The following is a 20,518-nucleotide window of genomic DNA, read 5'->3' as shown; positions in this document are numbered from 1 at the left end:
CTCTTCCTTAGATTTAGCAAATAAACCATTTAGCGCCTTCCCTCCCACAAGGCGCGCTCCGCCTGGTGGGGGTCATCCACGACCTCTGAGAGAGTATTGAAGTTCATGGTGGCGCGCCGCTTCAAGTCGTAACGCGCCCAGCCCGGATCTCCATATTTAGCGAAAGCCACCCAGGAGGCATGCATCTCGTCGGCTAGCTCCTGCGGAGGATTGTCGCCCAGGAGGTTATAATATTCCGGCATATGCAAATTATCAAAGACAAAAGGGATCTCCAGGGTATGGGACGCACCCAGGCGATCATCAAACTGGCGCGAACGCCAGGTAAACTCATACATATAGGCTGTGTCTCCACGTTCCGCGACGGCTTCGGCCAGGCGTATAGCCGGAATACGGAAGACCTGGTCTGTCATGATGGTGGTCAGGATATCGCCACGGCTCCCCTCCGGCAGCAAGGAGCGATAGGTTGCCAGCGTCTCCTTTAAGGGAAGTCCATACGCCGTGATGATCGTGGATAGGTATTGATCAGTGACGGCATCGACCAGGCCGGGTGGGACGGTGAAGAAGCGATACTCTTCGCTATTCGTCCCCACAAGCACCTCAACACCCTTACCGGCCCCGGCAAAAATATGCTTGATCGGCAACTGGGGCAGGACATCACCATCAATGGTCGGCTCAAACGGCATCAGGTTGACAAGCACCTCGCCCCAGAGCGCGGGATCAGGACGCTTAATAACATCATTCGCTAACTCTATCTGAGCCGCGACCAGGCGCTCAAGCGGGATAGCCTCCAGGGCGTCGGGAGTAGCTTCGACCTGGAGTAGTTCAGCGAGATGATGTGTCACCAGTCGCGCGGTCTCAGGTGTATGCGCATGGTGGCCCGCGCCGCTCTGCGCGATAGCCCGGCGGAAAAGTCCCTCCGCGCGCGGCATGGAGAGCAGCGAAGTAACGCTCATGCCACCCGCGGATTCACCAAAGATCGTTACATTGCTGGAATCACCGCCAAAGGCTGCGATATTCTCGCGCACCCATTCAAGCGCGGCGACCTGGTCAAGCAGACCACGATTGGCATTCCCATCACCAAAATAGAGAAATCCATCGATTCCGAGGCGATAATTAATGGTTACGCACACCACACCATCGCGCGCGAAACGACTGCCATCGTAGGTCGGAATCGCGCCCGTCCCATTTCTAAAGGCTCCGCCGTGAATCCAGACCATAACTGGAAGACCTGAGTGTCCTGTGTCAGGCGTCCAGATATTCAGATTCAGACACTCTTCGCCAGCGATTACTGGCTCAGGGAGCAGGACATCGAAAGGTGGGAAATAAGGTGGCTTAGGTACGGTAGGGCCATAGGTAAGCGCGTCGCGAACGCCATCCCAGGCCAGTGCTGGCTGAGGCGGCAAAAATCTACGCGAGCCAAAGGGTGTAGCCGCGTAAGGAATTCCCTTGAAGGCGAACACGCCATCTACCAGGCTCCCACGCACCGCTCCCTGGCGTGTCCTGACAACTGTGTTCATAGACACCTCCTGTGTATTGGTAGGTCTTCCTCGACCTACCTGCTTATAAACCAGCAAGGGCATACTCTTAAAAGCAGAAATATTTTGCTGCTTGTTTGTGCACCAAGTGTATCACACGCGTATTTCTCTTTTCAAGAAACAAACAGGCAAAAATACCGGCTTTCCATAGCGAAATTAGATGTGGGTACAAGCTAGAACTTTCGCGCCTGCGGCGCTCAGGGTAAGGGGTGTCGGGTGATAGGCAGGCTCTTTGCCTGCCCATCACCCGACACCCCTTACCCTGAGCGAGTTTACGAGCCAAGGTAAATGCTAGAGGAAAGTAGGGGAGCCTTGATCTCACCTGGTTGGGTTTTTCAGGCTCTGCGGTTTCAGCCTGCTTGCCGCACCTTGAGCAAGGAATATGCGTGACATAAAGCGGGTGGACAATATAGACGCCTGATTCATTCTATTAGGAATAACGGAGCTTTTACCCTGCTCCATGGCACGTAATGCTGTTGTAACGGCCTCTTGAGCTGATATTGTGGCGCCCGCTCTCGGTACAGGATGCTCCGTCTTTTGGTGGAATGAAGTCTCGACCTGGCCAGGACACAATGCCGTGACACGTATGCCCCGTTGGTGATATTCCACCGACAAGGCTTCACTAAAGGAGAGCACAAAGGCTTTGCTTGCCGCGTAGACCGCCATATATGGCATTGGCATATATGCAGCCATTGACGATACATTGATCATAGCGCCCTCGCCGCGTGCAGCCATCTCCGGAAGAAAGGCATGGGCCAGGTCAACCACTGCGGTCACATTAAGCATTACCTGCTGATGATCGCGCTCCGGGTCAAGCTTCTCAAAGGCGTCATAGGTTCCCATACCCGCGTTGTTGATAAGCATATCAATATGCAGCCCTCTTGTCTCTACTGCCGCTTTGACCTGCGCGGCAGCCTTTTCCTGACTGAGATCAGCCACAATCACTTCACTACGAATTCCATATTGTTTTGTTAGTTCAGCCGCCAGTTTTCGCAATGCTTCCTCTGAACGTGCTACCAGGACTACATGCATGCCTCGCTTTGCCAGCCCCCGCGCAAAGACCTCGCCAATTCCAGATGAAGCTCCAGTAATGAGTGCCGTTTTACCTGCATATACATACATCATTATTTCCCTCTATTCTTACTTTTATAAACGCTCTATCTCAAGCACCTGCGCAAAGTATAGCCAAGTCATTGGGCTAAAACACCCTCCCGATGGGTAGTTCAGCGGGTGGTTGTGGTAAGTAAGAGGGTTAAAGAAGTTTGAGGTGGCGCGCAGCCTCGCCCGCTTGCAGGCGATTGTTAATGCCCAATTTGCGGTAAAGATGCTTTACATGATCTTTCACCGTGTTCACCGATACGATTAACTCCTCTGCGATGTCCTTATTGGTCCAGCCAGCAGCCAGGAGCCGTAGCACCCGCTGCTCCTGTATGGATAGAGGCTCAAAGAGCAAATTATCGGAGTCAGCCACAGGAGCTATAGGCAATCCAGCACTCTGGGTGATTGTGCGTAGGATGATCAGCGCATATGAACGCAGCTTTTTATCCTTTTGTAAGGTTGGGAGTAGCGACCGAAGCAAAGGAACCAGCCCTTTCCCTTCATTGAGAAAGAGGCGAATAAAGCCTTCGTTAACCGCCTGTGTGAGGGTTTGACGCAGATGGTGTTGTGCCTGCTGATTCTCCTTACTGGCAGCATGAGCTAGCGCCAGCAAGAGTTGAATTTCAAGCATATAATACTGATGCTGTTGCGCCAGCACGTTAGAATGCAGATGCTCAAGCTGAATCAGAGCAGCCTCTACCTCACCTCGTTCAAGCAAGAGACGGCTCGTCAGAATGTGCGTCCCCAGATAATGAATAAAAGGAAGCCGCTCCTGATTGTGAGCCTGGGCCTCCAGGTGCCGCTCTACAGCCTCCAAATTGCCATTTGCGAGCAAGAGGCGCCCCTGCCAATCCACAACATAAGGAAGAAACTCTAAGATGCCGGAGGCCGAGCTATTATGGAAACGAGTAAGCTGTGCGGTCAGTTGCCTCAGCGCCTCGGTAGTCTGCCCCCGAACATACTGAAGGAGGGAGAGCTGAAAAGTGGCGCGTTCGTGTAATTCCTGCTTTTGGTGACGAGCAAAACGAATATGCTCCACAGCCTCCTGTACCTGTTGTTCTACGGCAGCCAGATCGTTCCATTCAAACAAAAGCCAGGCCAGTGAGAGGAGCGCGTCCGCCATGAGCTCATGGTCCTCCTGCGCACGAACCTCAGAGAGCACCTGGCGATACAAAGCCTGCGCCTGGTGATACTCGCCTGCAAGCTGGTAGCTCCTTCCTAAAGTCAAGCGAACCTGGTGGGTAAGATAGCTATAACCCAGAACCTGGCTACGAACCAGCGCATCTAGAATGAGAGGCCGAGCCTCACTTAGAGACCCCTCAAGCAGTTTCTCCATACCAACCAGGAGCAGGCAGGCGCTATGCCAGATGCGCATGCGAATATCCAGGTCTTCCTGGGGAAGCAGGGCAAGGGCCTGCTGTGCATACTCCAGGGCGAGCGAAAATGGTCCCTGTTCCAGGGTACTGATCGCCTGAGATGCCTGAATAGCGCCAAGCCAGGGCAAATTCCCCTGGCGACGCCAACCTTCTTCAGCCAGTTGAAGCAACGTTCCAGAACGTGAGCTTCTCCCCTCATGAGATGAGAACTCCTCAGAAAGTGAATGTTCCTCCTCCAAGGCCTGATACGCTATGGCGGAGATAAAGCAGAGCATTGGATATTCGCGCAGCATGGCTTCGGGAATAGGCTCTAGCCAGCGGAGCATCGTCTTCGCATCGTAAACAGGTTCCTGTGCGGCAATACGTTCGACAAGCCGCGCAATTTGTGCCACATCACGTGCCAGCAGGGAGGCTTCAATTGCCTCCGAAAGCATCCCCTGTTGCTCATACCAGGAGCTTGAGCGCTTTGATAAAGCGGAAAGCGTCTCGTCGCTCAGACGACGACCAGCCTCGCGGCGTAGTGCCTCCGCAAAGAGCGTATGATAGCGATACCATCCCCCTGATCCTTCCAGGGCTTCTAGAAAGAGGCCTGCTCGTGCGATGGCCTCTAGCTGGGCTGCACTATTCTTATTTCCAATAACAGCATCACAAAGAGGGCCATTCAGGCGACTGAGCACGCTGGTCTCCAGCAGAAAGCGCTGAATTGATTCAGGTTGTGTCTCTACAATTTCCGTCACAAAGTAATCGAATAGAGAGCGATGGAGCAAAGAGGAGTCCGCATATGAGTCAGGCGGGAAGACTGCCTGTGCAAGGGAATGTATACTTTGCCTTCCCTGCAATGCCAAGGAGAGCAAACGCAGTCCAGCCGCCCAGCCGCCCAGGGATGCATCAAGCTGCTTCAAGGCTGCATCTGAAATTGGAGCTGAAAATGCCTGGCTGAGAAAGGCCGCTGTTTCCTCCGGCGAGAAACATAGATCAGTCGTGTGCAGTTCATATATCGCACCCTTTACCCGCCAGCGCAAGAAGGGCAGAGGCGGTTCGACGCGGGAAAGCATCAAGACATGAGCTGTTTTCGGCAGATGGTCAAGGAAAAAGGCCAGCGATTCGTGAACACGCGGTTCCGTAATGACATGGTAATCATCCAGTATGAGTAGTCCACTATTTCCCTGATGGGAAAGCATATTGAGCAGGAGTGTGAGCGCCTCTTCTAGCGTGTGTGACGCGAAGGGTAATTGTATCCCAGAAGTGAGCAGGGCGAAGGTTGATGGTCCTGACTCACTCTCCTCATGTCGCTGCAACGCCTCACAGGCCGCCATGACATAGTGCCAGAAGCGGAACAAATCATTATCTCCAGCATCGAGCGATACCCAGGCGATAGCGGGAAAAGCGTCATGTCCGCTACGAGCGTTGATCCACTGATTCACCACGGTCGTTTTGCCAAAACCAGCAGGGGCTTGTAGCAGGGTGACTGCATGCAGAAGCGCCCTATCAAGCTGGCTCAGCAAATGTGCACGCTCTATAAGCAAGGGTGGCAAGCGCGGAGAAGATAACTTGGTAAGAAGCAACGGGAGCGCTGGGTATGAGGAGGATTTTTCACCATGCGAAGGGCGAATCACTTCTAAAACCTTGCTGCGGGCTTCCCGCATAGCCTGGCGCTTCTCGCGCTGCTTTCGTACACGCGTCTCATTCAAAGCTCTGGCTCGAGTAGCCTGACATTCGGGAGAACAGTAACGTGGAAGGGGGCCAGGATAGCGCTGCTGCGTGGTTGACTTATGGCAAACTTCGCAGGTAAACGTCACCTCGCGCATCGAAATTGTGCGCATATATGCTTCTTGCTCTGCTTGTCCAAAAACATGAACGGTCTGCTGAGGAAAGGGCTCTCGGTCAGGCACTCTGTTCGCTCCCGGCACACTAAGCTATACAATTTTAAAGAAAGCGTACCACCCCTATGAGAGTCATGTCAATGTGACAATAACTTGCAGGTTACCGTCACATTGACATGACTCTCATAGGGATTACACCCTTACCTTATGGAAGCGAGGAGGAGGCTACCGTTGATGCAGGCGCCGAATCTCTTGAATCTCTTTACAGTGAACGGCTGTATGCACGGCCTGGCTGTAGAGAATATTACTCACGGCAAAACGTTGCGCCTCCTGGCCGGGCCAGGTGAACATGACATAGCACTCCAGGGCGTCGGGTAGATGCCGCACCAGTTGCAGAATGTGCTCGTGATTGGCGTTATACAACAGTAGGGCAGGCTCAATTGCACGCCCAACGTAATCAAGCAACTCGGCACTGGCGTTGTCTGTTGTATACCAGTCGTGGCTATACTGGCAACCAGGGCGCGTCAGCGCGGCCTTGACGACGCGCATCCAGAGATCATCCCCATCCGAGATATGATGCACCAGTTGGCGAAGGCTCCACTCACCAGGAGCCTTCGCCAACTCCAGATCCTGCTCAGCCAGACCTGCCAGTGCCTCCTTCAAGCGTTGCGGCCCCTGGGCATAGAGCTCAATAATCTCCTCGGGCGAGCGCTGGCGTGGCACGATAAAGAGCAACGAATGTCCATCCGGGTCGAGCACAAGCAGGGCGGGATCATCAAGGGGTGTTCTGGCCTCTTGAACACTTGCCAGGCCGCGCTCGGTCCATGTTGCGCGCTGGATCTCCAGATTCTGGCAATAGAAGGTCAGGACCTGGCCAGGTTTAATAATTGAATGCGTGCTCGCAAGATAAGGCGTTACATCGCCCGCCTCTGGACCAACCAGCAACATAGGATCATTGTCAAAGTCGGCCACCTCCGCCAGCGTCGTGGGTAGTGTTGTGTCTGTCTCTGTAAAGCCAAGCTGATCTACATAAAATGCGCGGCTTGTTTCAAGATCCTTCACATATAATGCCCACGACGGAAGAGGCGTCGTCCTGGCTTCTTGTTGCATAACGTTATATCCTTTCTACGCCATGCTATAAAACACAGAACCAAGCGTACGCAACGTCTCCTCAAGCACTGGGAAGAGCTCAGATGCAATCGTTGGGGGCTCTGGGGCAAACTTGAGCTGGAAATAGAGGCTACGCACAAACTCCCTGATGTTGTTAGAAGCCGAGACATCGGTCTCTTTGAAACTAGCCTCAAACCAATTGGATAGCCCCTCTAACGCAGTTAAACGCTCCAGCCAGGCAGTGAGAAATGGCATTTCTAGCAGGTCACGCTTCAGGGCTTTGCGTACAGCATAGACCAGGCGATCATCCTCACGATAGAGGTAAACATGTGCCACCCGCTTACGCACCTTGTCCGCAATAGCATTGAGGATGCGTTCCAGGTCAGCCACGCCGAGATAGCGACTCTGTGCCAGGATCATAAGGAGATCAGCAGTGTGAGCTGCCGAGTGCGCCCAACCTTTACCCTGAACATATCCACGCAGATCCTGTTCCTGATCTAAATACTGTAATACTGCCTCCAGCCAGGCTCGCACCTCCTGCTCTTCGAGAAATGGCTGAAGCTGATCATACTCAATCACACATTCGAGAATCAGGGCCGAAAAGGTGCGCAGAAAAACAGCATCACTCCCAGGCTCTGTGAGACCTACCTTCAGGTTATCCTCCATCTGTCGCCCCATGGCTCGCAATTCTGCGGGGGTATAGAGACCACGCTCGATCCAGACTGCCAGGATCGGATAGCAGTATTCATCACGCAGAACCGGGTCGGTCGAACCCAGCATGGCCAGAAGCTCTGGCAGGAGCGCACTTGCACTCTGCCCTTCAGGGATAGCATAATCAGCGTCAATAATAGCTTGCCAGAATGTATTCTCCAAAAGAATTCTCCTCAAAAAGGGCATTGGTGCTACCTCTGCCCTGACAGACAAAAAGAGAGCATCTTCAGCACCTGGCGTGAAGATGCTCTCTTTTACTAATTTAGTGCTTACTTGCTAAAGATGCTCAGGGGAAGGAAAGCTCCCACAAGAAAGTTAGGCATATCGACTACTTCACAGAGCTTGAGATCAACGGCTACGCTACAGAGCATATAGGCCTCCACCCGCGATAAGCCATAAGTGGTGTGTAGATGCTCAATCATATGGCGCACGGCACTGCGTGTGGCCTCCAACAGATCGGGACCGATGCCATCGGTAGCATAATACCTATCGGTATTCGTACGTGGCGTCAAGGGACCGGCGGTCAGAAAATGTGGCTGCTGGACCTTTTTGTCTTTATGCACCGTGAGGCGAACGGTTGCCCTCATAGACGTTTCGATAGCGGTGCCGCAGACCTCGCCATCGCCCTGGGCGGCATGCCCATCGCCAATGGAGAAAAGCGCTCCTGGAACCTGCACGGGCAAATAGAGATGTGCACCCTTCGTGAGATGCTTCGTATCCATATTGCCGCCATGATGATATGGTGGAATGGTCGAGAAGGCCCCAGGCTCAGCAGGAGCCAGGCCAATCTCACCACAGAAGGGGCTCAAGGGAATGCGAATACCAGGCGCGAACTCGCCCCAACCATCCGCTCCAGCACTCAAGTCCCAGATTTTGAGCGCAGGCTCTGGAAACTCGTCGGCAAGCAGGCCAAAGCCCGGAATATTCGCGGTCCAACCCCAACTAGCTGGCTGCAAGTCGAGCATCTCGACCTCCAACGTATCGCCGGGCTCGGCCCCTTCAACATAGATAGGCCCATTGACCTGGTCCACCCGTGAAAAATCCAGCGTCCGCAGGGTGTCAACCGTGCTATCCTGCTTTATTTCGCCATTGGAGGCATCTAGCAGGTCGAAGAAGACCTCTTCGCCCGACTGGATAGTGGCCAGCGGGGGTATGCTGTTATCCCAGGCCTGGTGCCATTGGTGCTGGTGAATCGTACGCCTCGCCTTTTTTCCGGAATCCGTTGTCATAATGCGTAACCGTCCTTCTTATTCAACTTCGGCGGTAATGCTGTCGCTCTCCTTCAACAGATGAGGAGCACTCCTTGTCAGCACAGCCACGATGATGATTCCAACTACCAGCCATACCGCCACGATGGGGCCAGCCAGGTTCAGGGGTGCCGCTGGCAGGGGCACAAACTGGAAATACAACACAAACAAGAGGATGACAAAGGGAATAAGCGGCACAATCACGTGGCGCAGAATATTGAACTCCTCTGGATAACGCCTGCGATAGAAGAAAGGCACCGAGACACAGGTAGCCATATACACCAGGATGATGGGCAGGGTCAGTATGGTACCCAGCAGGGCAAACGCCGTGGTTGTACCATAAATAAAGCCCGGCAGCAGCGAGAAGACGAGGGCGATCACCATCGCGAAAATGATCGCCACATACGGAGTGCGCGTGTTGTTGAGGCGTGCCAGAACCTTTGGTAGCGCCCCCGTACGCCCCATGGCGTACAACATACGGGATGATGCCGTCACACCTGCATTCGCATTCGCCAATGCACTATTGAGAATAGCCAGGATCACAATAAAGCTGAAGCCACCCCAGACATTCTTAGCCATTGTGCCCCAGGGATCGGCGTCCGCCGAATACTTGGCGATCTGCGCCGGTCCCCAGCCTACAACACCTGCATAGGAGCAGAAGACATAGAAGATACCAATGCAGAGCGCCGACAGAAGGATGGCCCGTGGAACCGTGCGACGCGGATTACGCGCCTCTTCCGCCAATGGGGCCGATGACTCAAAGCCCGCAAAGGCCAGCAGCACGAAGATCATACCAAAGAACACGCCCTGCCAACCATTAAGGCCTGGGAGCAGACTGGAACCTGGATTGAAGACCGCCAATGTATTGTTCGGCGAAGTAGCAATCAGCCAGATAGAGAGCGCGACGAAGACGACAATTTCGATGACACCCAGCACGATACCAGTATCGGCAGAAATTTTGATGCCAAATATCGTGAGAGCGAAAATGAGAAGCGCAAAAGCCACGGTCCAAAATGGCCACCCCAACGAGACGTGAAAGAGGCCACTCACAAAGGAGTCCGCGACCGGCCCCAGCACCAGGAGCTGAAAAGGCACAATCAAGAGATAGGCCAGGTTAAACAGCCAGCCCGTCAGCCAGCCAGCCTGTAAACCAAGCGATTGACCCACATAGGTGAAATAACCACCAGCCGAGGGCAGATGCTTGGCCAGGGAACCAATGCTCAAGGCAATCAGGCAGCAGACCACCAGCGCAATGATGACCGCCAGGGGCAAGGCGCTTCCCGTAAAGGCGATAGCAGCGCCCAGGCTGAACGAAACAGCCGAGGCAGGCGCCATAGTGGTAATGGACTGAAATAAAACACCTGGAAGACCGATTGTGTTTGCCCGCAACTCTTGGGGCACCGAGGGTTTGGCAGAAGAAGTTTCCATAAATGATTAACGCTCCTTCTCAAGATAAATGCATACTATGTACATAAGCCAGGTTAGGCGGTTTGCACATTTGCATACGCTTGCCTCTAGAGGCTACCAAGCTATAGGCATAATTATATCTTTTAGATTTGTACAGTTTCAACAAAACACGCTTTTAAAATCAGGGTTGAGAGCATTTGCTATCTGATGCTTATTACATTTGTCATAAGGCACTTATGACACCCTTCACTACCGGAAAAAAGCACCTCCAGCTACACTTAGAACTGTCGAGGATGCCTGAAGCATAGAGTCTTCAGACCTCATACGACACTCTGGCAATTCAACATTTCCATAACAAACATCTATACGCTTATATAGCAAGGAGGCACTCATCATGACCACACATCGCTCAACCTACATCCTGGTCGCGCTCTGCGGCATTCTGGGAACCATCGCCCTGACGACCTACTTCGCCGCCCCGTGGACTTTTATGCCCCTACCCGCCGCCAACTCCACCATCGCGCAGTTACAGACCTTTGGCATCAAATACCATAGCACCATTCTCTTTGATGCCTGGCTACAAGCCATTGGTTCGCTGCTCAGCATCATCTTCAGCCTGGCTATTATTCACCTGGCTGGTGCATCGCAACGCTTCTTTGGGCGTATGACTCTCCTGACGGCGGGCGTCATTATGGCCCTCTCGCTCGCGGAGGTAACCTTTGAGATTGGAGCTGTTATGTCTGGGGACAATGGTCATTTGCAAGCTGCGCAAACTTGCTTTGATCTGACCAATACCTTTATTCACGTCTTTCTGCTCGCGCCCTCGCTTTTCCTGATGCAAGGCCTGGCACTGTGGAACACCCGCCTGCTCCCACGCGCCTTTAGCTACCTGGCCATCGGCCTTGGCATCCTCTTCCAGGTTATGGGTGCTCTGGGACTCTTTAATACTGCCTTCCTACTCATAGTTATCATCATTCTGATGATTCAGAACGTATGGACTATTGCCGCCGCTATCACACTGCTCTTCCGCATGAACAAGGGAGCCAGAAACCTGGCTACACAGGCTCAAGAAGCAGCGATTGCTCGCGGCTAAGCACATCAGTAGAATCATTAGTAGCAGCAGATTGGTGTGAGCTTCGGACTAACGTCCGGAACCAACACCAACCTGCTTTCTCTGAAGCTACATACACGTAAATTCGTATCATAAGTAAATGTTGGCCACCTCATTCATCTAGAAAGAGTACTCTCTCTTTCATGCGGATAGTGTAAAATAAAGCTAAGCATTATGTAGCAAGGAGGCTTCAGAAGTTTGCTAGACTCGCAACAAATTCAAAGCTCAGAGAGAGAGACGATTGAGAAGGCTCCTGGCTCTTCACCTTATCTCTTATGGCTGATCTGGGTAATCTGGTTGCCTTTCTTCAGCCCAGGCATAATAGGCCTCTACCTGGCTCATCCACCGATACCGATCCTGTTTATTAGCTTCCTCGGTGTGGCACTCTTCTTCACGCTCTATCTTAGAGAGACACTGGTGAACGCCCAACGCCTCACGGGAGAGGTAACCCTAACGCCTGGCAGTCACGTTTGGAGTTGGCTACCTCTGGTAGGCATGGCCGCCTTAAGCTTCACGCTCCCGCTTGTCTCGCATGGCGATCCCAGCGACTGGCTTGACTTCTTCATCTTCACAGCTTCCTATGTCGGAGGGCGCTTTCCTACGCGTCAAACCACGCTGATACTGATCCTGCTCGTCCTGTTAAATGTGGGGACTGGTTGGCTGGTGCATTTCGCCTGGATAGGCATTGGCAGATCAATCATATTTACCATCGTGGTCGGCTATGTCGTGAGGGCCATTGTCTGGTCCTTGACGCTTCGCCGGGAGCTACGCCTGGCACGAGAGGAGATCGCGCGCCTGGCTGTAATGAATGAACGGCTACGCATAGCTCGTGATCTACATGACCTGCTAGGCCATAGCCTCTCGCTCATCGCGCTTAAAAGCGAGTTGGCGGGACGCCTGCTAATAATGGCGCCTGAGCGAGCCACGACTGAAGTCAAGGATATAGAGCAAGTTGCACGGACGACGCTGCAAGAGGTTCGCCAGGCCGTCACCAGCTATCGCCAACCCACCCTTGCCAGCGAGATCCAGGGGGCGCAGGAGATTTTAGCCGCGGCAGGTATCGTCTATAACTACGAGGGTGACGAAAAAATTATTCACACGCTTCCAGCCACCATTGAAGCCGTTCTGGGCTGGGTGATACGTGAGGGAGTCACCAACGTCATCAAACATAGCCGGGCTCAACACTGCACTTTAAGTATTTCTCAGCATCCTCATGAGATACGTCTTATCCTTACTAATGACGGCCCAGCCACAGGCAACGCTAGCAAAGGGAACGGACTGCATGGCATCACTGAGCGCGTGGCAGCCCTGGGTGGAACATGTGAAGCCGGAGCAGGCCTCAAAGGCGGCTTCCACCTCACAGTCTCTCTACCCACGTCATGATTAGACTATAAGAATATCGAGGAGAATTCTCACTATGATTCGCGTACTGTTAGCAGAAGACCAGGCCATGGTACGTGGTGCGCTCGCGGCCCTGCTCACGCTAGAAGGTGATATCGAGATTGTAGCGGAAGCGGGGTCCGGCGATGAAGTGCTTCCTAAAGCACTTGAGAGTAAACCTGATGTCGCCCTACTTGATATTGAGATGCCTGGATGTGATGGACTTACCGCTGCCGCCTCTCTACATGCGCAATTACCCTCCTGTCGCATACTCATTCTCACAACCTTTGGGCGTCCTGGTTATCTACGCCAGGCCATGCAGAGCGGTGTCGTAGGTTTCCTGCTCAAAGATGCCCCCTCAGCTCAACTCGCTACAGCGGTTCGCCGCGCCATGGCTGGCGAGCGCGTTGTTGATCCAACTCTGGCCCTCTCCGCCCTCAGCGAGGGAAGCAATCCACTTACAGAGCGAGAGCGCACTGTACTGGCCGCCGCTACCGAGGGTGCGAGCATCGCCCAGATCGCTGCTAAACTTTTTCTCTCCGAAGGCACTGTACGCAACTATCTCTCGGTCGCCATCCAGAAGTTAGGTGTACGCAACCGCATCGAAGCCGCTCGTAAGGCCGAACAAAAGGGCTGGCTCTAATGCATTCTAAAACAAATAGGCAAAGTTAAAGGAGACAACCCTTGAGCCAGGTCACGATCCGCCAGCTTACAGATGACGAGCGCTTCATAGTTTCACGCGATCTTATGAGCTATGCCTTCAGGTCCACCCCACCACTCCCTTCGCTTGAGGAATGGTCTCAGCCTGATTATATGAAAAACGCGGCTATCCTGGGCCTCTTCCGCGAAGAAAAACCTCTTGCCTGTGTGGCCTATTCCACCATGATACAAAACGTGCGCGGCAAGCTCTACCCAAACGCTGCTGTGTGGGGCGTGGTGACCCATCCTGCGGCGAGGCGCAACGGATACTCGCGACAGATACTTAACGCGCTCATGCATCACATGCACGAGGCGGGCATTCCTTTCTCTAATCTCTACCCTTTCCGCGAGTCCTTCTACGACCGCCTTGGCTATACGACATTCCCCCAAACACGCACGGTACGCATCCCCGCTGAGTCCTTCGCGCCACTCCTGCGCAAAGAGCTCAAGGGACATGTAGAGCTCACCTCAAATAGTGATGGATTCAGCACGCAAAAAGCCTACCTGGCTCATCAGCACCAGCAAACACACGGCATGGCCCTCGATCCCTCAGCCAAGAGCTATGGACATACCTCCTGGCAAGCAACCGCAACCATCGGTGGTGAGCCACGTGCGATGATGCTCTACACTATTACAGGTGAAGAGGAGGATAGAGAGATGGAGGTTCCCTGCTTCTTCTACGACGATAGCCCCGGCAAATACTTGCTACTCGCCTGGTTCGCCCGCCATATCGACCAGGTCAAACACGTTAAGCTCCACCTGCCACCCACGGAGTTCCCCGAGACCTGGCTCCCCGACCTGCGCCCTATGATCCAGGCAGAAGAGGCCCCCATGGCACGCATCATCACGGTGGCAGGCATAGGCGGCCTGAACTGCGGAGCGGGAGAGTTTAGCGCCCGCATCAGCGATCCCATCTGCCCCTGGAACAACGGCTCCTACCATTTCGCCAGCATCGACGGCACTCTGCATGTCAACGCCACCACTCAGGCTGACTGCCAGCTAACTATTCAGGGCCTTACCGCCCTGGTCTATGGCACACACGATCCCGAGACCTTCGCCCTACGCGAATGGGGCGATTCCTCGCCTGAGCTACAAGTGCGCTTACGTACCATGTTCACGCCACAGCTCCCTTACCTATATAGCAGATATTAAGCGTGCTACTTTCGTACGCACCTCATTCAGGCTGTAGGTGCGTACGAAAGTAGCATCGGCTCTACAGACAAACATACTTTTAGACCTGGCCAGCCTCCAGCAAGCTTAAGCGCATGTGCAATACATCGCCCTCAAGCCAGGTCGTATAATCGATGCCCTTCGCCAGGCCCACGAGGCGTGCCTGTTCGTTTAGCCAGTGGGCAAAAAAGGCCAGTTCTACGTGCCAGGAGTCTAGGTGATCGCGTAGCACGCCCAAAGCGGCTTTTAACAGCCAGCTATCGTCTTCACGTTCCAGAGAGACATTGCTGGCACCATGCATCAAGACCATGACTGTGGCGCTCTGCCTGGCCTGGCGCTCAAGTACCTGCGCGTCGGCTTGCTCTCCAGCCGTGAGCGACACTGGCTGCATAAAGAGGCGCGCCGCATCTTCCGGGCTGAGCTTCCCCTGTTGCGCCAGAGCGCAGGCATATGCTGTCCAGGTTGTGAGGTGTGATTGTAGCCAGTTCGCGGCCTCTTCCGCTGGTAGGGTGTCGATAGAAACGTGGTTAGAGGTCATCAAAACGCTCCTTTGCTTTTTTGTGACAACAAGAAGGCACTCCTGCTGTCAAAACAGGAGTGCCTTCTTTTCCGTCTTTTCCAAACAAAACAGGCCACCCCTTTTTGGGATGACCTTGTTGCGAGGTAAATATATATCATGAATTGACGTGTGTCAAGGAGCAAATAAAGTGTGAGGGATAGCTCCTTATATGAAGAGCTATCCCTCACATCTTACCCCGCTCCCCCATCTATCCCTGGTAAGCGACTGGTTTGCCGCTGCCAGGCTGGACAAGCACTCTCCCCTGGTCATAAGCCAGGTTACCACGCACGAAGACGCGCTGGATCTTGCCCTTGATATGCGTTCCAGCGAAAGGAGTCCAGCCACAGCGCGAGAGAATCTGCTCGTTGCTAATGACGTACTCTTCTTCGGGATTGACCAGGACAATATCGGCATCCTTCCCCACCTGTAACGCGCCCTTGGTCTTGAGACCAAAGATCTCCGCCGGGTTGACGACGCAGCGTTCAATGACAGCCTCCAGGCTGACTTTGCCCTGGCTTACGGCATTGAGCAGCAGGGGAAGCATGGTCTGCACACCCGTCATACCCGATGGTGCCTTGCTGTACGGCTGTTCCTTCTCTTCACGGGTATGGGGAGCGTGATCGGTACCGATGGTATCAACGATGTTGAAGTAGCGCCAGAGCGCCGCCTGATCGCTTTTGCTTCTCAAGGGTGGGTTGACCTTGCCAAAGTTGCCCAGGCGATGCTGGTCCTCCTCGTTCAAGAAGAGGTGCAGAGGCGTGACCTCGCAAGTGACGCGTACCCCCTTCTGCTTGGCCTCGTGAATCAGTTCCATCTCACGCTGGGTGGTGGTGTGCGCAACGTGGAGACGCCGTCCGGTCTTCTCAGCGATGGCAATAGCTCGGCTCAAAGCGATCTGCGCGCTGACGGGGGGACGCGCCTGGTTATGGTCTTGCAGGCCTAACGCGCCAAAATACTTGAGCGATTGCTCGTCCTCAGCATGAACAACAATGGGTTTCTCCAGGGGAAAGGTCGAGAAATGGCGGTAGATGGGAGAAAACTCGGTCACTAACAGCGAGCCAGTGGAGGAACCCATATAGAGCTTCATGGCCGCGACCTCGCGCGCGATGGTGGCGGCCTCTTCGATATTGGTATCGGTCGCGCCAAGGTAGAAACCATAATCGACCACGGCCTTGGAGCCAGCGATGGCGGCCTTTTCGGTCAGATGCGGCAGACTATCGGTTGGCGGTTGTGTATTGGGCATATCCAGAATAGTAGTCACACCGCCCGCCAGCGCGGCCATTGTTCCCGTATAAAAATCCTCTTTGTGGGTCGCGCCGGGATCACGAAAATGCACATGCGTATCAATAAAACCAGGCAGAACCAGCAGGCCTTCGGCGTCAATCACATCCTCACCCGGCTCAGGCGTAAGTTCGGGCGCAATCTGGACAATACTTTCATTCTGCACACGAATATCGAGCCGCGTCGGCGCATATGTCGAGGCCACAAGCCCATGACGAATCAACATACCCATCTCTCTCCTTCTATACCTGAGGTGAGTGTATGGGTTCTGTTTGCTGGCCTCCAGCTAGCAAACAGAACCCATACACTCACCTCCTATTGCCCATTTCTTGAATTACCATTATACTTGAAACGCTGCTCTATTGCTTGATGAGTTTGGAGAGATAGGAGCTCATGCTATATAAATCCCTTATTCGCCCTGTTATGTATCGTTTATCCGCTGGTGACCCGGAGGACGCGCACCACTGGTTGATGGACCGCCTGGCCTGGATCTCTCACTATCCAGCTCTGCTCAAGACTATCGAGGTAGCCAACGCGTACAACTCACCCGGCCTGGCACGCGATGTCTTTGGCGTACATTTTCCCAATCCGGTTGGCCTGGCGGGCGGCGTAGACAAAAATGGGATTGCGCTTCCGGCGCTGGCCGCGATGGGCTTTGGCTTTATCGAAGCTGGAACGGTCACGCGCTATGCCCAGCCCGGCAATGAGCGGCCACGCATCTTCCGCTTCTCAGAGAACGACGCCCTCATCAACCGCATGGGTTTTCCTAATGATGGAGCCGACGCCGTTGCCAAGCGACTCTCCCGACTTCCTCGTCCCTCGATTCCCATTGGCTGGAGCATCGGCAAATCTAAGGTTACGCCTCAAGAGGAGGCCATTGAAGACTATCTCTACTCCCTACGCAAACTGCACGACTTCTCCAACTTCTTCACCGTCAACGTCAGTTCACCCAACACGCCCGGCCTGCGCAAGCTCCAGGATAAAGAGCCACTGGATCGCCTGCTCCACGCCGTCGTCCAGGAGACACAGGGCATCTCATCAGAGAAGGGAACAACACCGAAGCCAGTCCTGGTCAAGATCGCGCCCGACCTCACCCAGGAGCAGATCGACGACGTCATTGAAGTCTGCCTGGCGCGTGGCATTCGGGGCATCATCGCCACCAACACCACCCTCGCGCGCGAGGGCCTGACGCGCAGCACCAGCGAGGCTGGCGGACTGAGCGGGCGTCCACTGCACACACGCTCCCTGGAGATCGTGCGCTACCTCTGCCAGACGCTAGACGGTAAGATTCCAGTCATCGGCGTCGGCGGCATCTTCGGTCCAGACGACGCCAGGAGTATGTTTGACGCGGGCGCCAGCCTGATCCAGATCTATACCAGCTTCATCTACGAAGGTCCCGGCATCGTCAAACAGATCAATAAAAGCCTGGACAAGAAGTAGGCTTCTGACGCTGCTAAAGCACGCGTCGGTCCACGCCCATAGGCTATTCATCTAACATCCCGGCGCTGGAAGCCGAGCAACCCGGCGAGGGTGAGTATCGCGGTTACACAGACCAGGCCGACGAGAGGCGCGATGCTCAGTTGCGCGGCTGGCAGGCGGGGAGCGTAGACAAACGGCGAAATGATCAATAAGAATGAGCTTGCTAAATGCAGCTCGACAGGTAGTTCCAGGGCCAGGAATCCCGCCAGTATAACCCAACTCAGGAACCCTGCCACGCGAGGCCAGAAGCCATATAAGGCCATCGTAATTCCAACCAGCACCCAGACTGATGGCAGCCGTACGAGTGTGGCAAGCAAGAGGCGAGGAAGCTCATAAGCCAGGTTGCCCGTGCTCATTCCATATACAAGGCCCATCGCCAGGCCAAGCGCGCCCAATACGACCGCTGGACCAGCAAACGCCAGAAGCAGGTGACTGGTTACCCACTGTACACGACTAACTGGGGTGGCCAGGACAAGATCAGCATGCGTTGCCGTCTCCTCAGAGCGCAATCGTAACGTGGTCTGGATCGCGTACACTGAGAGTGCCTGGGTCAGTAGATAGATGATCAGGGCAAAAAAGCCATCGACCGGGCGCGCGTTAGTGCCCACATTAGTAATCAGCGCGTTGAGCTGGCTACTGGCGTTCAACTGCTCTGTCGCGCCCTGAGCAACACCACCTAGAGCCGCACCAAACCCGGCAAAGGCGATAACCCAGATAAGTAGCGTCCCCCGGTGTAGTCGCCAGGTCAGAGCAGGGGCGTTCCGCAAGCCTGGTGAGGCCGTAGCAGAGGCGAGCCGTGATGGCAGTAAGCCAGCGCCAAGGTCGCGTCGTGAGGCAAGTACATAGGCCACAGCAATGAGTATGATGACAAGGCCAATCATAGGTGCGAATAAGCCCCAGGATTCGTGAGCGAAGGGCCTCACCCCCTCAGCCCAACTGAATGGCGACAGCCACACCAGCCAGGAGGCGCCAGGCATATCGCTTAAGGCACGCAACACATAGAACAGGGCCAGAAAGGCACCCGCGATTCCCCTGGCTGTTCCAGCACTTGTCGTCAACTGAACTATGACGCCTGCCAGCGCGGCGAAAATCCACCCGGCGGCGGCGAACGATAATCCAAGCGCGATAGATCCGGAGGCTGGAAGACCCAGGCCAAACAATCCACAGGCGATAAGAGCGGCCACCATCAGGTTAGCGGCAAGCGTCACGATCAGGCTGGCCGATAAGGCCGAGTGCCGACCAACCACAGTCGAACCCAATAGTTCACGTCGGCCAGATTCCTCTTCAGTGCGAGTATGACGAATGACCGTAAGCAGGCTTGCCAGGCCTAATCCAAGCAAGCCCCAGCCTCGTGTTCGCCACGCTGTAAGGCCGCCAATGGATGGGTCAAACACGGGTCCTATCATTATGATCTCCGTTGGATTGTTTGTCGTCTCGTTGGTGAATGCCTGGCGCGCCTCAACGGTGGGATACGTTTTGGGTAAGGCTGCCGCGACTCCAACCGTGAGTGCTGCCAACGCCACGATCCAGATGAGTAGTATGAGCCGGTCCCGCCGCAAGATCAAGCGGATCAGCGAGCCGGTGCCAACAAGTGTCTTCATTTAGATATCTCCACGGACCTGCTACGCGAACCATTGTCCGCCGATTCCTGCGTCTGGTAATGTCTCAAGAACAATTCCTCCAGGGTCGGTGGCTGGCTTACCAGGCTTCGCAGGCCAACCGAGGTAAGGTAGCGCAGCACATCGTTCAGCTCAGCGGTATCTACCTCGCAGCGCACCTGGCTCCCCTCGACCCGCAAGTCATGCACGCCGGGCAACTCGGCCAACCCGGATGGGGCCGTCGCCAGTTCAGCTCTGAGTGAGGTTCGTGTGAGGTGGCGTAGTTCGGACAGCGCCCCACTCTCCACCGTTTGACCATTGCGAATGATGCTAACCCGGTCGCAGAGGGCTTCCACCTCGTCGAGAATGTGACTGGAGAGCAAGACAGTACGCCCTTTCCGGCGCTCCTCCGCGATGCAATCACGGAACACGGCCTCCATCAGTGGGTCGAGACCGGAAGTTGGCTCATCCAAAATGAGAAGCTCCACATCGGAAGCCAGCGCCGCGACCAGGGCAACCTTCTGCCGATTCCCTTTCGAGTAAGTACGAGCCTTTTTCCTTGGATCAAGCTCAAATCGCTCCAGTAGTTCCGCACGGCGTTGAGGATTAAGTCCACCTCTCAAGCGGCCAAGCAGATCAATTATCTCACCACCAGAGAAGTTGGGCCACAGCGTGACATCCCCGGGCACATAGGCGAGACGGCGATGCAGCTTGATAGCATCCTCCCACGGGTCTCCGTCGAGCAGCCGAACTGAGCCAGCATTAGCACGCAGCAGACCGAGCAATATACGCAGGGTCGTGGTTTTTCCGGCTCCATTGGGACCCAGGAAGCCATGCACTTCACCAGCACGCACGGACAAATTAAGTCCATTCAGCGCGCGCGTCTGGCCAAACGCTTTGACCAGACCAGCGACTTCAATCGCAATTGTCATGA

General features: G+C 54.6%; 16 protein-coding genes. 5 read left to right on the top strand and 11 right to left on the bottom strand.

Annotated elements, in window-relative coordinates:
* Nucleotides 1-29: 29 nt before the first annotated feature.
* The 7 genes from KRAC_RS35575 to KRAC_RS35545 form a co-directional block, all read right to left on the bottom strand.
* Nucleotides 30-1,517: a carboxylesterase/lipase family protein gene (locus KRAC_RS35575; RefSeq protein WP_007915814.1), complete on the bottom strand. Its 1,488-nt coding sequence runs from the start codon at nucleotides 1,515-1,517 to the stop codon at nucleotides 30-32.
* 336 nt (nucleotides 1,518-1,853) lie between these two features.
* Nucleotides 1,854-2,660 (bottom strand): SDR family NAD(P)-dependent oxidoreductase, encoded by an 807-nt coding sequence (locus tag KRAC_RS35570; protein ID WP_007915813.1) that lies wholly within the window; start codon nucleotides 2,658-2,660, stop codon nucleotides 1,854-1,856.
* A gap of 127 nt (nucleotides 2,661-2,787) precedes the next feature.
* Nucleotides 2,788-5,832, bottom strand: a complete 3,045-nt coding sequence (locus KRAC_RS35565) for a winged helix-turn-helix domain-containing protein (protein ID WP_157507469.1) — start codon at nucleotides 5,830-5,832, stop codon at nucleotides 2,788-2,790.
* A gap of 225 nt (nucleotides 5,833-6,057) precedes the next feature.
* Nucleotides 6,058-6,942: a VOC family protein gene (locus KRAC_RS63160; RefSeq protein ID WP_007915811.1), complete on the bottom strand. Its 885-nt coding sequence runs from the start codon at nucleotides 6,940-6,942 to the stop codon at nucleotides 6,058-6,060.
* A gap of 15 nt (nucleotides 6,943-6,957) precedes the next feature.
* Entirely contained in the window at nucleotides 6,958-7,815 is an 858-nt protein-coding gene (locus KRAC_RS35555) for a DUF2785 domain-containing protein (protein ID WP_040445572.1), read from the bottom strand.
* Between the two features lie 107 nt (nucleotides 7,816-7,922).
* Nucleotides 7,923-8,882 (bottom strand): acetamidase/formamidase family protein, encoded by a 960-nt coding sequence (locus KRAC_RS35550; protein WP_007915808.1) that lies wholly within the window; start codon nucleotides 8,880-8,882, stop codon nucleotides 7,923-7,925.
* Between the two features lie 18 nt (nucleotides 8,883-8,900).
* Nucleotides 8,901-10,328 (bottom strand): APC family permease, encoded by a 1,428-nt coding sequence (locus KRAC_RS35545; RefSeq protein ID WP_007915798.1) that lies wholly within the window; start codon nucleotides 10,326-10,328, stop codon nucleotides 8,901-8,903.
* 373 nt (nucleotides 10,329-10,701) lie between these two features.
* On the opposite strand from KRAC_RS35545, the gene KRAC_RS35540 reads away from it, so the two are divergent.
* From KRAC_RS35540 to KRAC_RS35525, 4 genes are all read left to right on the top strand, one after another.
* Nucleotides 10,702-11,400, top strand: coding sequence for a hypothetical protein (locus KRAC_RS35540; RefSeq protein WP_007915796.1), 699 nt, complete (start codon nucleotides 10,702-10,704; stop codon nucleotides 11,398-11,400).
* Nucleotides 11,401-11,616: 216 nt separating this feature from the next.
* On the top strand, nucleotides 11,617-12,801 hold the full coding sequence (locus tag KRAC_RS35535) for a sensor histidine kinase (RefSeq protein WP_007915794.1): 1,185 nt from the start codon (nucleotides 11,617-11,619) through the stop codon (nucleotides 12,799-12,801).
* 34 nt (nucleotides 12,802-12,835) lie between these two features.
* The gene (locus tag KRAC_RS35530) at nucleotides 12,836-13,441 is read left to right on the top strand and encodes a response regulator transcription factor (protein WP_007915792.1); all 606 of its coding nucleotides are present in this window, start codon (nucleotides 12,836-12,838) and stop codon (nucleotides 13,439-13,441) included.
* A 41-nt stretch (nucleotides 13,442-13,482) separates the two neighbouring features.
* Nucleotides 13,483-14,649 (top strand): GNAT family N-acetyltransferase, encoded by a 1,167-nt coding sequence (locus tag KRAC_RS35525; protein ID WP_007915791.1) that lies wholly within the window; start codon nucleotides 13,483-13,485, stop codon nucleotides 14,647-14,649.
* Nucleotides 14,650-14,728: 79 nt separating this feature from the next.
* Here the strand turns inward: KRAC_RS35525 and KRAC_RS35520 are convergent, their stop codons facing one another.
* Together KRAC_RS35520 and KRAC_RS35515 are read right to left on the bottom strand one after the other, a co-directional pair.
* On the bottom strand, nucleotides 14,729-15,205 hold the full coding sequence (locus KRAC_RS35520) for a hypothetical protein (RefSeq protein WP_007915790.1): 477 nt from the start codon (nucleotides 15,203-15,205) through the stop codon (nucleotides 14,729-14,731).
* A gap of 229 nt (nucleotides 15,206-15,434) precedes the next feature.
* On the bottom strand, nucleotides 15,435-16,733 hold the full coding sequence (locus KRAC_RS35515) for a dihydroorotase (RefSeq protein ID WP_007915789.1): 1,299 nt from the start codon (nucleotides 16,731-16,733) through the stop codon (nucleotides 15,435-15,437).
* A gap of 167 nt (nucleotides 16,734-16,900) precedes the next feature.
* Here KRAC_RS35515 and KRAC_RS35510 point away from each other — a divergent pair, with 167 nt between their 5' ends.
* Nucleotides 16,901-17,947: a quinone-dependent dihydroorotate dehydrogenase gene (locus KRAC_RS35510; protein ID WP_007915788.1), complete on the top strand. Its 1,047-nt coding sequence runs from the start codon at nucleotides 16,901-16,903 to the stop codon at nucleotides 17,945-17,947.
* A 47-nt stretch (nucleotides 17,948-17,994) separates the two neighbouring features.
* On the opposite strand, the gene KRAC_RS35505 is transcribed toward KRAC_RS35510, so the two are convergent.
* Both KRAC_RS35505 and KRAC_RS35500 read right to left on the bottom strand, forming a co-directional pair.
* The gene (locus tag KRAC_RS35505) at nucleotides 17,995-19,587 is read right to left on the bottom strand and encodes an ABC transporter permease (RefSeq protein ID WP_007915783.1); all 1,593 of its coding nucleotides are present in this window, start codon (nucleotides 19,585-19,587) and stop codon (nucleotides 17,995-17,997) included.
* Entirely contained in the window at nucleotides 19,584-20,516 is a 933-nt protein-coding gene (locus KRAC_RS35500; protein ID WP_007915781.1) for an ABC transporter ATP-binding protein, read from the bottom strand. The genes KRAC_RS35505 and KRAC_RS35500 overlap by 4 nt, the downstream gene beginning before the upstream one ends.
* Nucleotides 20,517-20,518 lie beyond the last annotated feature (2 nt).

It is taken from the genome of Ktedonobacter racemifer DSM 44963 (genome assembly GCF_000178855.1).
Lineage (GTDB): Bacteria > Chloroflexota > Ktedonobacteria > Ktedonobacterales > Ktedonobacteraceae > Ktedonobacter > Ktedonobacter racemifer.
Note: the sequence above shows the minus strand (reverse complement) of the source record. Positions and strands in the feature narration are given on the sequence as shown.

Excerpts from the sequence above, each read along its gene's own strand:
- KRAC_RS35575 (WP_007915814.1), bottom strand. The coding sequence starts at position 1,517 with ATGAACACAGTTGTCAGGACACGCCAGGGAGCGGTGCGTGGGAGCCTG.
- KRAC_RS35570 (WP_007915813.1), bottom strand. The coding sequence starts at position 2,660 with ATGATGTATGTATATGCAGGTAAAACGGCACTCATTACTGGAGCTTCA.
- KRAC_RS35565 (WP_157507469.1), bottom strand. The coding sequence starts at position 5,832 with ATGCGCACAATTTCGATGCGCGAGGTGACGTTTACCTGCGAAGTTTGC.
- KRAC_RS63160 (WP_007915811.1), bottom strand. The coding sequence starts at position 6,942 with ATGCAACAAGAAGCCAGGACGACGCCTCTTCCGTCGTGGGCATTATAT.
- KRAC_RS35550 (WP_007915808.1), bottom strand. The coding sequence starts at position 8,882 with ATGACAACGGATTCCGGAAAAAAGGCGAGGCGTACGATTCACCAGCAC.
- KRAC_RS35545 (WP_007915798.1), bottom strand. The coding sequence starts at position 10,328 with ATGGAAACTTCTTCTGCCAAACCCTCGGTGCCCCAAGAGTTGCGGGCA.
- KRAC_RS35540 (WP_007915796.1), top strand. The coding sequence starts at position 10,702 with ATGACCACACATCGCTCAACCTACATCCTGGTCGCGCTCTGCGGCATT.
- KRAC_RS35530 (WP_007915792.1), top strand. The coding sequence starts at position 12,836 with ATGATTCGCGTACTGTTAGCAGAAGACCAGGCCATGGTACGTGGTGCG.
- KRAC_RS35520 (WP_007915790.1), bottom strand. The coding sequence starts at position 15,205 with ATGACCTCTAACCACGTTTCTATCGACACCCTACCAGCGGAAGAGGCC.
- KRAC_RS35515 (WP_007915789.1), bottom strand. The coding sequence starts at position 16,733 with ATGTTGATTCGTCATGGGCTTGTGGCCTCGACATATGCGCCGACGCGG.
- KRAC_RS35510 (WP_007915788.1), top strand. The coding sequence starts at position 16,901 with ATGCTATATAAATCCCTTATTCGCCCTGTTATGTATCGTTTATCCGCT.
- KRAC_RS35505 (WP_007915783.1), bottom strand. The coding sequence starts at position 19,587 with ATGAAGACACTTGTTGGCACCGGCTCGCTGATCCGCTTGATCTTGCGG.
- KRAC_RS35500 (WP_007915781.1), bottom strand. The coding sequence starts at position 20,516 with ATGACAATTGCGATTGAAGTCGCTGGTCTGGTCAAAGCGTTTGGCCAG.